We start from the raw sequence: 15692 nt of genomic DNA on the forward strand, positions 1-15692 counted from the left end.
ATGCATATTGATTACCACACGCATCATGAACGCTGTGGCCATGCCGTGGGTAAGCTTGAGGAGTATGTACAGCGCGGGATAGAGCTTGGACTTCAGCAGCTGGGGTTATCCGACCACTTGCCGCTCATCCACGTAGATCCCGCCAGCTATTATCCAGAAATGGCTATGCCAATGGCTGAGCTGCCTCGTTATGTGGAGGAATGTCTAACCTTAAAGGAGCGTTACCGTGGAGTCATAGATCTGCGGGTGGGGCTGGAAGCTGATTATATCGAAGGCTATGAAGAGCAAATCCGCGAGATTTTGTCGCCGTATCCATGGGATTATCTTATAGGTTCTGTACATTTTCTTGGGGAGTGGGATATTACGGATCACCGCCAGGTTCATGGTTGGGAAGGCAAAGATGCGCTAGAGGTATATCGTCTTTATTACGATGCGGTAAAGAAGTCGGCGTTATCGGGATTATATGATATTATAGGACATATGGATGTTATTAAACGGTTCGGTTATGGCCCACAAACACCGGAGGGCACGGCTGAGGTAAGGGCGCTGGAGCTAGAGACCTTAAAGGTTATAGCGGATAGCGGAATCGCCATGGAGCTGAATGCATCCGGACTTACGAAGCCTTGCGCTGAGATGTTCCCGGCCGAGCATCTGCTACAGGAGGCCCTAAAGCTCGGCATACCGCTGACATTAGGCTCCGATGCACATGATCCTGCCAAGCTGGGGGACGGGCTGCAAGAGGCGCGTAGTATGCTTTGGCAGACTGGTTTTCGTGAGCTGGCTGTATTTGAGGGACGCCGCCGTACCACTGTTCAGTTCAAACTATAATAATTTATAATCCGCAGGAGGGTATTATGCATCATCAACAATTACGTATTTTTTCCGGTTCGTCGAATCCAAAGTTAGCGGCTGATATTGCGGAGCGACTTGGTGTTGAATTGGGGCAGATAAAGCTGACCCGCTTCATGAGCGGCGAGATTTACGTGCATTACGAAGAAAGCATCCGGAACTGCGACGTATTTTTGGTGCAATCCCTTTCGCATCCCATTAATGAGATGTTCGTGGAGCTGCTGGTGATGATAGATGCTGCCAAACGGGCATCGGCTCGTACAGTGAACATTATTGTGCCGTATTATGGGTACGCTCGGCAGGAGCGGAAGTCCGCACCTCGTGAGCCGATCTCGGCTAAGATGGTGGCTGATGTGTTGACGACCGCTGGAGCAACCCGCGTAATCACCATCGATTTGCACGCAGCGGCGATTCAAGGCTTTTTCAACATTCCGGTCGATCATCTGACTGCACTCGATTTGATCAGCAGCCATTTGAAAGCCAAGGCAATGTCTGACCTGGTCATTGTTTCCCCGGATGCAGGGCGTGCGTCTATGGCTGAGAAGCTGGCGAATAAGCTGGATTCACCTTTTGCCATTATGATCAAGAAGCGCCCAGCCCATAATGAATCGGTAATCACTCATGTCATTGGTGATGTCGAGGGACGGACACCTATCATTATTGAGGATCTGATCGATACTGGGACGACCATTGTGAATGTGGTAGAAGGCCTGAAGGAGAGAGGTGCGAAGGACAGTATTGTCTGCGCGACGCACGGATTATTCTCAGGGCCCGCGCTACAGCGGCTTGACCATCCTTCTATTCAGGAAGTGGTTACGACAGATTCTATTGCACTACCTGATGACCATTCAAGTCGGTTTACAGTATTATCTGTTGCACCGATGCTTGCTCAGGCCACACACATCATCCTCGAGGGTGGTTCGATCGATAAGCTATTTAGAGACGCGGGAATTTAATTCCCCGTCTTTTTTATTTTTTGTCAAAAAAGATGTTGTAAGCAGAGTGGTAGAGTCTTTCTCAACTTGAGATTCTCGCTGTCACATGTGGTATACTGTGTGGAGATACCCGCGCCCAATAAGGGAACGGAATAGCGATTAAGGATGGAGCTCCGGCATACCCCATAGGGCGCCGCCCTCCTATTTTTCGTTAGTATAAGGAAGCTTCTTATAAGGGAGGTGCCTTGCTTCCATGATTGAGAGAACTTCAGAGTATGAACTGGGGAATGATAATGTGATTCCTGTAACTCTGAATGCCAATTTTTTCTTTGAAAGAGCCGTTCGGTCCTTGGATCGCTTTCAATATGATAAGGCATTAAAGAATTTTCGCAAAGCTGTAGAGTACGAGCCGGAGAATCCGGTCAATCATTGCAACGTGGCTGGCGTATTATCAGAAATGGGTAATTATGAAGCGTCCAACGACATTTTAACCCATGTACTGGAGAATATTGATCCGGCAATGACGGAATGTTATTTCTATATGGCTAACAACTTCGCCAATATGGAAAGCTATGAGGAGGCAGAACGCTCACTCGTCACTTATCTCGAAGAAGATGTGAACGGTGAATTTCTGGCCGAATCGGAAGAATTGATGGAGCTGCTGCAATATGAGCTGGACCGTCCTGCTCCACTTATCCGGATTAGAAGCCGGGAAGGTGTAATAGAGCATGAGCGAGCCCGAGCACTGTTGGAGGAGGGCAAGTTTACACAAGCCGTCACTTTGCTTGAAGAGATTGTGAGCAATACGCCTGACTTCCTGGCGGCACATAACAACCTAGCCCTAGCGTATTTTTATATGGGTCGTTTTACCAAAGCTAAGGAATGTATTATGCGGGTGCTGGAGCTGGATTCCGGGAATTTGCATGCACTCTGTAACTTAGCGATCTTCCTTCAGTATGAAGGTGACCGCGGGCAACTGGATGGATTGTTACACCTTCTGGAGACCACCATTCCGTTTCATCAGGAGCATCTGTTCAAAATGGCCACCACCATGGGGATTCTGGGACGCCATAGAACCGCCTATGGCCATTTTAGACGTCTGTTGAAGGATGAAGAGGTCGGTGGCGACGCCAGTCTCTATCATTACTGTGCGGCAGCTGCCAGCAATAGTGGCCTGTATACAGAAGCGCAGCGCTGCTGGCAGAAGGCGGCTAAGCTCGATCCGGAATCGGCTGTGCCGAGATTTTTTCTGGCTCAGCTGCAGCAGGCGCAGGGGGAAGGTAAAACGCTGTCGCTGGTCAGCTACAACTATCAGCTTCCTTTTCAGGAGCAGCTGAAGCTGTGGAAGGACAACAAGGGCAGCTTTACCGAAGAGGTACGGAACAATCCGCTGCTTCGCTCTTCCTTCTTCTGGGCGCTCCGCTACGGGGATGCCAATACGAAGCTTCAGGTTACAGAAGCTCTGCGGTGGATCGAAGATGAAGAGATGTCCGAAATTCTGCAAGGACTTCTGAAGCAGCAGCCCTTGCAGGAAGAAAAGCTGCAAGAAGCGGCACTTCTTAGTCTGCAGCGGCTGATTGGAAGTGTTCCTGAAGAGAATGTGCTTCAGGAAGTCAAAGAAACCTCTTCCCCGCGTCTGAAGGGACTGCCGGAATGGAGAGAGGATTGGCAGAAAGTTATCGACCAGACCCTTAGTATGATGGATCGAAGATATGATGCAATCCACAAAAAAGATGCTGAATTACTGTGGAAGCAATTTCTGAGCAGCCTTTATCCGGATGTTCCGTTTATCCGTCATGCGAATGGCTGGTGTGCTGCCTTAGAATATCTAATTGCTAAAACGCATAACCTGCCGGTCACCTACCGTGAAGTAGCCCAGCGTTACAATGTTTCCGTTTCTATGGTCAGTCGTTATGCTCGGCGCATAGATGAGGAATGTAGTTTCGAGGGAAGTGTGAGCGACAGCCTTCCGCCATTTACCGAGAATATCTAAATCGATCATGTAGTATTTCGTAGAAACGGAGCCCTTTTTATATGTCTTGCGTAACGCTAATGTTCCTTATAGGGGCACCGAAGGCGGCTATGCTTGCCAAAAAAGGGCCCGTTTCTTCTAAATAAACCCTATTGTGAGGAGGCCACTGTTATGTACAAAACGATTGTAATCGGAACAGGCCCAGCCGGGCTTACTGCTGCAATTTATTTGGCACGTGCCAACCTAAACCCACTTGTGATTGAAGGTATGCAACCGGGTGGACAACTGACAACGACAACAGAAGTCGAGAACTTCCCAGGCTTTCCTGAAGGAATTCTAGGCCCGGATTTAATGGACAACATGCGCAAGCAGGCTGAACGTTTTGGGGCTGAATTTAAGAATGGTTGGGTGGATTCAGTTAATTTTTCACAGCGTCCATTTAAAGTGACTGTAGATGGATTGGGAGTATTAGAGGCGGAGTCAGTGATCATCTCAACCGGTGCATCTGCCAGATATTTAGGAATCCCCGGGGAGCAGGAGAATGTGGGCCGTGGGGTCAGCACTTGTGCTACTTGTGACGGATTCTTTTTCCGTGGCAAAAAGATTATTGTCGTCGGTGGTGGAGATTCAGCGATGGAGGAAGCCAGCTTTTTAACCCGATTCGCTTCTAATGTAACATTGGTTCACCGTCGTGATGAGCTTAGAGCTTCGAAGATTATGCAGGCTCGCGCACGGGATAACAGTAAGGTATCGTGGGCTCTTAACCGTACACCGCTTGAGGTTACAACCGACGAGTCTGGCGTTAAGGGGCTGACGGTTCGCAACAATGAGACGGGAATTGATGAACTCATCGAAGCGGACGGAGTGTTTGTCGCGATCGGGCACACGCCGAACACCGGATTTTTAGGGGGGCAAATTACGACCGATACCAACGGCTACATTGTGGTCAACCCTGGAACGACAGAAACGAACATCCCGGGCGTATTCGCTTGTGGCGACGTGCAGGATACCCGTTATCGTCAGGCAATTTCTGCAGCGGGATCCGGCTGTATGGCAGCAATGGATGCTGAGAAGTACCTAGAGGGTACGATGGTGCATGACTGGAGCGAAACACTGGATAGTTAATTTTGCGAGAAATCTTAGTCCGATGACATATAAGCAGGTAATCCTTTTTCTAAAGGGTTGCCTGCTTTTTTCAATATTGGCGGGGCCGTGTCCAGATATTAAATATGTTGTTTATTTATTACCGCTCGGAAGTTAAAATAACTGTAACAATGTCTTTATAAAAAGACTTGCGCATTTTAAAAATACGTTTACAATGAAGATATAATGTTAACGTGAACAATTTACACAAACCCTATTATAAACAATAATTTTAAGTTTAAAATATTTATTAAGAAATCGACCGATTGAATAAATGTTCACGTTAAACTTTGTGTAACTCCCATTCGAACTTAAAGGAGAGCAGCAAACCTCATGAGTAAAAAATTCATGGATGAGAACTTCCTATTGTTGAACGAGACCGCAATTAAGCTGTTTCATCATCATGCGAAAGACATGCCCATTATCGATTATCATTGCCACCTCAGCCCAAAAGAAATTTATGAGAACAAAACGTTCAACAATATCACCGAAGCTTGGCTGTATGGCGACCATTATAAATGGAGAGTGATGCGCGCTAACGGTATAGAAGAGAAATTCATTACTGGCGATGCCAGTGATTATGATAAATTTTTAGCTTGGGCTAGAACGGTTCCGATGATTATCGGGAATCCGCTATACCATTGGACGCATCTGGAGCTGCAACGTTTCTTCGGTGTATATGAGTTGCTGAATGAAGCTAACGCACCAAAAATTTGGGATGAAGTGAATAGACAGTTACAGGGTGAAGGATACGGAGCAAGAGATTTGATCATTAAATCGAAGGTGACTACGGTTTGTACTACCGATGATCCTGTAGATAATCTGGAATATCATGAGAAAATCAGTACTCTGAGTGGATTCAATGCTAGCGTTGTGCCGGGATTCCGGCCAGATAAAGCGCTTGAAATCAACCGTCCTACCTTCCAGCCTTGGGTAGCTCAGCTAAGCGAAGTTTCGGGAATGGCTGTTAAGAATTACGGACAGTTTCTTGCAGCATTGGAGAGCAGAGTGAGATTCTTCCACGCCAGAGCCGGCCGTGTATCTGACCATGCTTTGGATGCGGTAATGTTTGAGCCTACTACCTTGGAGGAAGCTACAGCTATATTCGCTAAAGCACTTTATGAAGGCACTGTAAGTGAGAGTGAAGAAAAGAAATATAAAGGATTCACGCTAGTATTCCTCGGCAAATTGTATAACGAGCTGGATTGGGCGATGCAATTCCATATTCATGCGCTACGGAATAACAACAGCGTAATGTTCGGACGTCTCGGACCTGACACGGGTTATGATTCTATCAATGATGGCGTGATTGCTAAGCCTTTGGCGGGTCTGCTCGATGCGCTGGATCGTGAGAATGCGCTGCCTAAGACCATTTTGTACTCATTGAACCCTAATGATAATCATGTTATTGCCAGTCTAATGGGCAGCTTCCAGGGCGGCGGTATTCCAGGGAAGATTCAATTCGGAACCGCATGGTGGTACAACGATAATAAAGACGGCATGCTGGAACAGATGAAGACACTTGCTAATCTAGGCGTACTTAGCCAATTTGTTGGGATGTTAACAGACTCCAGAAGCTTTTTATCGTATACCAGACATGAGTACTTTAGAAGAATCTTGTGTGATCTAGTAGGCTCTTGGGTAGAAGCTGGAGAAGCCCCGGATGATATGGAGTTAATGGGCAGTATGATTGAGAACATCTGTTACAATAACGCTGATCATTATTTTAATTTCTCGAAACAGGCATTGGTGACTAGGTAATCGTTATGATATCCTTACATGGAAGAGCCAAACCCGTTTAATAAGGAAGGTTGACCCATGGCACCTACAATCAAGGATATCGCCAAATTGGCGAATGTATCGCATACAACTGTATCGAGAGCACTTAACAATAGTCCACTAATTAAAGAGGTCACACGTAAAAAAATTGCCGAGATCGCTGCGCAAGTGGGTTACGTCCCTAATTACAATGCCAAAAGCCTTGTGATGCAGCGATCCTATACCATTGGTCTGTTCTTCACGAGTATTGCCAACGGCACAACTTCTGGTTTCTTCTCTGATACGATTCGTGGTGTAAATAGGGTCATAGATGTAGAGTACAATCTGTTCATCCGTGGGATCGACGATTATGCGGATTACTCCTCTATTCATCGCAAACGTTTTGATGGAATTATTCTAATGAGCCAGAGTGAAGCAGATAATAAATTCATTTACCATGTTGTCCAGCAAGGCATTCCAATCGTTGTGCTGAACCGGCAAATTGATGACCGTTCCATTATCAACATCATCTCGAACGACCGGGAAGGTGCTTATAATGCAGGCAAATACCTGATCGAAAACGGGCATCAAGACATTGCAATTATTGAAGGTGTCGAGGGCTTTAAATCCACACAGGAACGCAGAGATGGCTTTATAAAAGCTTTGATTGACCATAATATCCCTGTTCGTAATGACTACATGATAAGCGGTAGTTATGATATGCAAAGTGGATATGAGGCGATGGGCAAGCTGCTGGATCTCGAGAAGCCACCGACTGCTGTATTTTGCTCCAATGATGATATGGCGATCGGGGCTATGAAAGGCGTGTTTGAGCGAGGGCTGCAGGTGCCAAATGATATCTCTGTTGTTGGTTTTGACGACATTGGGTTTTCACTTTTTGCCAATCCTTCACTCACCACGGTCAAACGTCCTATTGAGAAGATTAGTGAGCAAGGCGCTCGCCAGCTGTTAAGCTTGGTCAAGGAACCCTCAGAAAAAGACGGGCGGATCTCGATCGAAACAGAGCTTATTGCCAGAGAATCAGTCAGGAAGTTGCAGAAGTAGAGGCTGCGCATAGCAGCCTGATCCTTTACCTTCGTAAAGGGTTGCGATCTATAATTTTCACGTGTGCATATATTTAATTAATCAGTAATATAAATATGATTTTATATAGTTTATTTAATAAGTTTATCGTGTGCATTTACTATTAGGAGGCGTTAATATGAAAAGATTAAATAGTGATAATTGGACAGCTTACAAGCAGTATCCTGAGAAGGTTCTACAATTTGGCGAAGGCAATTTCATGCGCGCCTTTGTAGATTGGCAGATTCATACCATGAATCAAAAAACGGATTTCAATGGTGGATTGGTTGTTGTACAGCCATTGGCTAACGGACTGGCAGAAATGCTGAATGATCAGGATGGGCTGTATACCCTTTATCTGCAAGGCATTAAAGACGGAGCGGCTGTAAAAGAACACGAGGTAATTAATTGTATTACGCGGACGCTTAATCCCTATTCACAGCATGAGGAGTATATGAAGCTGGCTGAGAACCCTGAGCTGCGCTTTATCGTGTCTAATACTACTGAAGCGGGAATTGCTTTTGAAGCTGGTGACAAGTTAACCGATACGCCGCAGAGTAGTTTCCCAGGCAAGCTGACGGCCTTATTGTACAAACGTTATCAAATTTTTAATGGGGATGCTTCTAAAGGTTTTATCATCATTCCATGCGAGCTGATTGACCGGAATGGTGATGAGCTCAAAAAGGTTATTTTGAAATATGCTGAGCTGTGGAATCTTGGAGAAGGTTTTGTGAACTGGTTGAATGAAGCTAATACCTTCTGCTGCAGTCTGGTGGACCGCATTGTTCCCGGTTATCCAAGAGACAGCATTGCCGAGATTACAGAAGAGCTGGGTTATGAGGATAAGCTGGTCGTTGTCGGCGAGCAATTTCATCTTTGGGTGATTGAAGGACCACAGTGGATTAAAAAGGAGTTCCCGGCTGAACTAGCAGGTCTTAATGTGCTGGTGGTGGATGACATGGCCCCTTATCGCACTCGTAAAGTGAGAATTTTAAACGGAGCTCATACAGCTATGACACCAGTAGCGTATTTGTACGGTATTGATACGGTTGCTGAAGCCATTGAGCACGAAGAGGTTGGGGCGTACGTGAAGTCCTTAATCTATGATGAGATTATTCCAACGCTGGATCTGCCGGCAGAAGAATTGAATTCTTTTGCAGACGCGGTATTAGAAAGATTCCTGAACCCTTATGTGCAGCATTACTTGATGAGCATTTCCCTTAATTCTATATCGAAGTTTAAGACAAGAGATCTGCCTTCTTTACTGCAGTATGTAGAGGCCAAAGGACAATTGCCTGAAAAGCTCGTCTTCTCATTGAGCGCATTAATTGCCTTTTATAGAGGACGCAGAGGGGAAGAAAACATTCAACTGGCTGATGATGCGGATATTTTGGAATGGTTCGCCTCCTTATGGGGAGGATGGGATGGCACAGACACCGGGCTGCGCGCACTGGCCGTCGAAGTACTTGCCGCAACCAATCGCTGGGGCTGTGACCTGAATGAAGTGTCTGAACTTACTGACAAGGTGACAGAAGGGCTGATTGCGATTGAGAAAAATGGCATGAAGCAAGCCTTAAAAGCGTTCGTGAAGAGACCGGCACACAACTAATACCCTGGAGGTGACAATGATATGATCAAGACGATGAAAGAAGTATTGCAGATTAATGAGGCTGATAATGTCGCTGTTGCACTAAAAGACTATAAAGCAGGCGACACCATTGTGATTGGTTCAAAAGAGATTAAAATTACTGAAGATATCGCTAGAGGCCATAAAATTGCACTATCCAGCATTAGCGAAGGTGAAAACGTATTGAAATATGGTTACCCCATTGGTCATGCTATAGCGTCTATCGCGCCGGGGCAGTGGGTGCATACCCATAACACTAAGACAAACCTAACAGGGGTAGAGGAATATACCTTTGAGCAGAAGCTGACGCCGAATCCTTTTGCAGCGGAGAATTTGACCTTTAAGGGGTATCGCCGCTTTGATGGATCTGTAGGTATCCGCAATGAGCTCTGGATCGTCCCTACTGTTGGTTGTGTGAATGGAGTGGCGGAGCAGATCATCAATATTTTCAAAGCAGAGGTTGGAGATATCGCACCTTTCGATAACGTGCTCGTGCTTAAGCATAACTACGGTTGCTCCCAGCTGGGCGATGATCATGACAATACACGTACGATTCTGGCTAACGCGGTTAAACACCCGAATGCGGGCGGCGTGCTTGTGCTCGGATTGGGCTGTGAGAATAACAATTTGCATATTTTTAAAGACATGCTGGGCAGCTATGATGAGGATCGTGTGCGTTTCCTTGTCTCCCAGGAGGTTGGGAATGAGATTGAAGAAGGCGTGAAGCTGCTGAAGGAAATCTACAATAATGTACAAGGTGATCAACGGGAAGAGGTATCACTCTCCGAGCTGAAGATCGGTCTGAAATGTGGAGGCTCCGACGGGTTATCCGGTATTACTGCGAATCCGCTCCTTGGACGTCTGTCTGATTATATGGCTGCTCAAGGCGGGACCACTGTACTGACAGAAGTGCCTGAAATGTTTGGCGCCGAAAAAATTCTAATGGAACGTGCTGCGGACGAAACTATTTTCAACAAAATTGTCGATCTCATTAATGACTTTAAGCAGTATTTTATGGACTATAAACAGCCGGTATATGAAAATCCTTCTCCAGGGAATAAAGCCGGAGGAATTACTACGCTTGAGGATAAATCATTGGGTTGTACTCAAAAATCCGGGAACGCTACAGTTATGGATGTCCTCAAGTACGGGGAGCTTATCACTAATAAAGGCTTAAATCTCCTTAACGCACCTGGCAATGATCTTGTGGCTTCCTCTGCACTGGCTGCTGCTGGCTGCCAATTGGTGATCTTTACGACCGGGCGGGGAACACCATTTGGTACATTCGTGCCTACGATGAAAGTATCTACCAATACCCCATTGTATGAAGGCAAACGTCATTGGATCGATTTTAATGCAGGTGTGTTGGTGGAAGATGGTTCTCCAGATGAGGTCCTGCGCAGCTTCATAAACTATATTATTGCGGTGGCCAGCGGTGGATGGGTTAATAATGAAAAGAATAATTTCCGTGAGATCTCCATATTCAAAACAGGAGTAACGCTATAATAAATCATTAATTAATGACAAATCAGGCTGTCTCTTATGCTTTTTAAGCGTAGGGGGCAGTTTTTTTAGGTTCACAGCATACATAATCCGTCTTAAAAAGAACGATAATTGCTTTCTTTTGAATTAGTGATTGCAATCACAATGGTCCTGTACGGCCTGTGCTAATCTTTTATTGAGAATAGTTCTCACATAAAGGAGAAGAGTCAGATGGAAAAAGTGCTGAGTTTGGATGAATCTATATTCGAGATGGTATCACGGCATCCGGAGGTCATCGAGATTATGGTAGAGCTGGGCTTTAAGGATATTGCCAAGCCTGGCATGCTGCAGACTGCTGGCCGTTTCATGACCTTATCCAAAGGAATTAAGCTGAAAAAAATGGATCTCGAGCACGTGAAGCAAACTTTTGAACGTCATGGTTTCGAGATTATTTAATAAAGGAGTGTTAATATGAGCGAACTGATTAACAACCGTGAAGTTGATGTGCCGGAACAGACTCGTCGCCAGGCTATGCTTAAGGAGATTATTAAAGAGCTGCATGCAGGGAAAAGTGTAGAAGAGGTTAAGGCGCGATTCGCCGAAGCTGTGGGTGATGTTACCGTAGCGGAGATTTCCGCGATGGAGCATTCATTAATGACCGAAGAAGGAATTCCGGTATCCGAGGTCCAACGTCTTTGTTCGGTGCATACAGCCATTTTTAAAGGCTCTATTGAGCAAATTCACCGCTCGTCCCAGCCCGAGGAGCAGCCAGGCCATCCAGTACACACCTTCAAATTGGAGAATCGTGAGATCGAAAAACTTGTTAACTTCCGCATGGATCTGCACGCAACAAAGTTTCAAAAGAATGATAGTGAGGAACTGATCTTCAAATTGTTGGAGGATCTTAGCTTGCTGCTGGATCTTGATAAACACTATAGCCGAAAAGAAAATCTGCTGTTCCCATACCTCGAAAAATACGGCATTTATGGCCCAACCAAGGTAATGTGGGGAGTGGATGATAATATCCGCCGTATGATTAAAGAGGCAAAAGCTGCGCTCAGCACTTATAGCGGAAACGCAGCAGAAATAGGCATTCAGCTTGAGGAGATCATCAAGGAAGTTAATGAAATGATCTTTAAGGAAGAAAATATTCTATTGCCCATGGCCCTGGACAAACTGACGGAAGATGAATGGGTCAAAATCGCCCGGGAGAGTGATGAGATCGGGTTCTGCCTAACCGCACCGGAGCAGGAGTGGATCCCTGAGCGGGCCGCTGAGCCGGACGGCACAGTGCTGGAAGAAACAGAAGGAGCTACGCCGCAAGGCGGGTTCATCCGTTTTGAGACAGGGTTGTTGTCACTGCATCAGCTGGAGACCGTACTCAACCATCTTCCTGTAGATCTAACCTTCATTGATGAGAATGATGTTGTCCGATATTTTTCACACGGGAAGGAACGTATCTTTGCCCGAACTAAAGCGGTTATCGGCCGTACAGTACAGAACTGTCATCCCCCGCAAAGTGTTCATGTGGTAGAGAAGCTTTTGGAAGACTTTAAGGCAGGCCGTAAGGATGCTGAAGACTTCTGGATCAATATCAAGGATAAGTTTATCTACATCCGTTACTTCGCTGTACGAGACGAGTCAGGCCAATATATGGGCACGCTAGAGTTCACACAGAATATCGCTCCAATCCGAGCATTAGAGGGCCAAAAGCGCATTTTATCAGAATAAATCGGTGCGTTGGGTTATTTTCCAGATAATAATATAGGTACAAGACTCTCTTACTTAGGCGTAAGGGGGTCTTTTTAGAATATAATAGAGTATACTCTTAAAATAAGGAATTCCCGGGTGTGTTGTCTTTCCTTGACCACAGAGAGGGCTTCTATTATAGTTGGTACTTAGGATTAACTATTTTAGTATAAAAAAAGGTGGCTTGTTACATGTCTGAGAATATCTACGTTGGCGTGGATTTGGGTGGAACTGCAATTAAGGTTGGAATCTGTAATGCTGAAGGTACCCTGCTACATACTTATGAGGGACCTACAGGAACTGCAGAGGGTGTCGATACTGTTATCGATAATATCGAGAAGTATGTACGCCAAATTGTGGAGGATTCCCCGTACTCTTGGGATCAGCTTGCAGGTGTAGGAGCGGGTGTAGCCGGGTTCACAAATATTCGTGAAGGAATCATCATCCTTGCGCCTAACATAGGATTTAGAGATGTGCCGATCCGTTCCATTTTGGAAGATCGTTGGAACAAGCCTGTCAAAATAGACAATGATGCGAATGTGGCTGCACTGGGCGAAGCTTGGAGCGGTGCGGGACGTGGCGTTGATAACTGTGTCTGCTATACGCTTGGAACAGGTGTCGGTGGCGGAATCATTATTAATGGAAAGATTTATCAAGGCTTTGCGGGATTAGCTGGTGAGCTTGGTCATATCACAGTAGTGCCGGATCTGGAAGCTATTCAATGCGGCTGTGGCAACATGGGCTGTCTGGAAACCGTTTCCTCCGCTACAGGTATTATCCGCATGGCTAATGATGCAGTAGCTCGTGGCGATCGTACTTCCCTCTCTATGGTAGAGAAGATTGCTGCGAAAGAAGTCTTTGATGCGGCTAAGGCTGGCGATGAAGTAGCTATCCGTATAGTGAATCGTGCAGCATACTATCTGGGTAAATCCATGGCTTCTGTTGCGGCTGTGCTTAACCCTGAAGTATTTATCGTTGGCGGCGGTGTGTCTAAGGCTGGAGATATTCTATTTGATGAGGTTCGTCGTGTGTTTGCGAAATTGACACCGGCTCCGCTTCAAACTGGTGTTTCGATTATTCCAGCTGAGCTTGGCAATGACGCAGGTATTGTTGGGGCTGCCGGCCTTTTGCTGCGTTCTTAAAAGACGGGAAGTATTCATATACTAAATCTAGGGAGGGGACGCTTTTATGACCGAATTGGACAATACCCCAACGGCTGGAGCCACCCTGATTATTATTACGGGAATGTCAGGTGCGGGGAAGACAATTGCTGTACAGAGTCTGGAAGACCTAGGGTTCTTCTGTGTCGATAATTTACCACCGGTGCTGATTCCCAAGTTCGCAGAGCTAATTGAACAATCAAAGGGTAAGATTGCCAAGGTAGCCCTTGTAATTGACCTGCGTGGTCGAGAATTCTTCACTGCTTTGTCTGAGTCTCTTGCCTATATCAAGGATGAGTCAACCATTGGCTGTGAGATCTTGTTTTTGGATGCTACAGATTCAGTACTTGTTCAGCGTTACAAGGAAAGTCGACGTCATCATCCATTAGCACCTAAGGGGCTGCCGCTTGATGGTATCAAGCTAGAACGTAAAATGCTTGAAGAATTGAAAAATTCAGCTACGTTATGTTTAGATACCAGCAGTATGAAGCCCGTGCAGCTTAAGGAGAAGATCGTTTCACGGTTTTCGCATCTAGGAAAAAGTACGCTTTCCGTCAATATTACATCCTTCGGATTTAAGTACGGTATCCCTATTGATGCAGATCTTGTCTTTGATGTCCGCTTCTTGCCTAACCCACATTATGTGGACCATCTGCGGCCTAAAACCGGCCAGGACAGTGAAGTCTACGATTATGTAATGAAGTGGCCTGAAACACAGGTGTTCCTGACCAAACTGCTCGATATGCTTCATTTTCTAATTCCGCAATATCGTAAGGAAGGTAAGTCCCAGATTATCATTGGCATTGGCTGTACGGGAGGTAAACACCGTTCCGTAGCCATATCCGAGTATTTGGGTAAAATGCTGGGCGTTAGCGAGACGGAATCCGTAACCGTTAGTCATCGGGATTCCGAGCGTGATCGGCACTAGAGAGAAGGGGTCATAGTGGCTGAAGAACAAAGACAGCGTCCACGTATCGTCGTTATGGGCGGTGGCACGGGGTTATCTGTTATGCTTCGTGGTTTAAAAGAGAAGCCATTAGATATTACTGCTATTGTTACCGTTGCCGATGATGGGGGAAGCTCAGGTATTTTGCGCAGTGAACTGCAAATGCCTCCTCCTGGGGACATCCGCAACGTATTGACAGCTATGGCTGATGTTGAGCCGCTCATGGCAGAGATTATGAGATACCGTTTCAACACGGGTGAGGGACTAGCTGGTCATAGTCTCGGCAACTTGATTCTTGCTGCGCTCACGGATATATCCGGCGATTTCGTTACAGCTGTACGGGAGCTCAGTCGATTATTCGCTGTTCGCGGCCGGGTATTGCCTGCGGCCGGTGAGGCTGTAATCCTGCATGCAGAAATGTCGGACGGCACGATTATCACGGGGGAGTCCAAAATCCCTGAAGCTGGCGGGATCATCAGACGAGTGTCCTTGGAGCCGCCAGATGTAGAACCGTTGCCCGAAGCGCTTGAGGCGATTCGGAATGCAGATGCGATCCTGCTGGGTCCTGGCAGTCTGTATACGAGCATTCTTCCCAACCTGCTTGTTCCGAAACTGGCAGAAGCGGTTGTATCTTCGAATGCTATCAAAATTTTCGTCTGCAACGTAATGACTCAGCCGGGTGAAACGGATAACTATACCGTCAGCGATCATCTTCAAGCTGTATATGATCATATCGGGATCGATTTATTCGATTATGTTATTGTTAATGACGGTGAGATTCCGGAACAGGTCCAGACGAAGTACGCCGAGAAGGGTGCGCGCCCGGTGCAGCTTGATAAAGAAGCGCTGGATGGCAATGGATACAAGGTTATAGCCGATAAACTGGTTTTATTCCGAACTTATTTGAGACATGATACCGATAAGCTTAGTCATCACATTTATCAGCTTGTGCAGGATTGGATAAACAGAAACCCTAGGGTATAACTTA

General features: G+C 46.2%; 13 protein-coding genes. All 13 read left to right on the plus strand.

Annotation, left to right across the window (positions count from 1 at the left end):
- On the plus strand, positions 1-828 hold the full coding sequence (gene hisJ / locus MHI25_RS00850) for a histidinol-phosphatase HisJ (RefSeq protein WP_340394808.1): 828 nt from the start codon (positions 1-3) through the stop codon (positions 826-828).
- Positions 829-854: 26 nt separating this feature from the next.
- Complete coding sequence (locus MHI25_RS00855; RefSeq protein WP_036687083.1) at positions 855-1805, plus strand: ribose-phosphate pyrophosphokinase; 951 nt, start codon at positions 855-857, stop codon at positions 1803-1805.
- A gap of 232 nt (positions 1806-2037) precedes the next feature.
- A complete protein-coding gene (locus MHI25_RS00860; protein WP_076277720.1) occupies positions 2038-3777 on the plus strand; it encodes a tetratricopeptide repeat protein in 1740 nt (579 codons plus the stop codon).
- Between the two features lie 150 nt (positions 3778-3927).
- Positions 3928-4881, plus strand: coding sequence for a thioredoxin-disulfide reductase (trxB, locus tag MHI25_RS00865; RefSeq protein ID WP_340394809.1), 954 nt, complete (start codon positions 3928-3930; stop codon positions 4879-4881).
- Between the two features lie 351 nt (positions 4882-5232).
- Positions 5233-6660, plus strand: coding sequence for a glucuronate isomerase (uxaC, locus tag MHI25_RS00870; protein ID WP_340394810.1), 1428 nt, complete (start codon positions 5233-5235; stop codon positions 6658-6660).
- Positions 6661-6717: 57 nt separating this feature from the next.
- Positions 6718-7722, plus strand: coding sequence for a LacI family DNA-binding transcriptional regulator (locus MHI25_RS00875; RefSeq protein WP_076126848.1), 1005 nt, complete (start codon positions 6718-6720; stop codon positions 7720-7722).
- A gap of 157 nt (positions 7723-7879) precedes the next feature.
- Positions 7880-9349 carry a tagaturonate reductase gene (locus MHI25_RS00880; protein WP_340394811.1) on the plus strand — a complete coding sequence of 490 codons (1470 nt, stop codon included), beginning with the start codon at positions 7880-7882 and terminating at the stop codon, positions 9347-9349.
- 33 nt (positions 9350-9382) lie between these two features.
- A complete protein-coding gene (locus MHI25_RS00885; RefSeq protein WP_340395643.1) occupies positions 9383-10873 on the plus strand; it encodes an altronate dehydratase family protein in 1491 nt (496 codons plus the stop codon).
- Positions 10874-11080: 207 nt separating this feature from the next.
- Positions 11081-11305 carry a DUF1858 domain-containing protein gene (locus MHI25_RS00890; RefSeq protein ID WP_076280344.1) on the plus strand — a complete coding sequence of 75 codons (225 nt, stop codon included), beginning with the start codon at positions 11081-11083 and terminating at the stop codon, positions 11303-11305.
- Between the two features lie 15 nt (positions 11306-11320).
- Positions 11321-12580, plus strand: a complete 1260-nt coding sequence (locus MHI25_RS00895) for a DUF438 domain-containing protein (protein ID WP_339245657.1) — start codon at positions 11321-11323, stop codon at positions 12578-12580.
- A gap of 209 nt (positions 12581-12789) precedes the next feature.
- A complete protein-coding gene (locus MHI25_RS00900; protein ID WP_036687097.1) occupies positions 12790-13740 on the plus strand; it encodes an ROK family glucokinase in 951 nt (316 codons plus the stop codon).
- A gap of 46 nt (positions 13741-13786) precedes the next feature.
- On the plus strand, positions 13787-14686 hold the full coding sequence (rapZ, locus tag MHI25_RS00905) for an RNase adapter RapZ (RefSeq protein ID WP_076126855.1): 900 nt from the start codon (positions 13787-13789) through the stop codon (positions 14684-14686).
- Positions 14687-14740: 54 nt separating this feature from the next.
- On the plus strand, positions 14741-15688 hold the full coding sequence (locus tag MHI25_RS00910) for a YvcK family protein (RefSeq protein WP_169744815.1): 948 nt from the start codon (positions 14741-14743) through the stop codon (positions 15686-15688).
- Positions 15689-15692: the final 4 nt, after the last annotated feature.

The organism is Paenibacillus sp. FSL E2-0177, from assembly GCF_037992975.1.
Lineage (GTDB): Bacteria > Bacillota > Bacilli > Paenibacillales > Paenibacillaceae > Paenibacillus_AQ > Paenibacillus_AQ odorifer.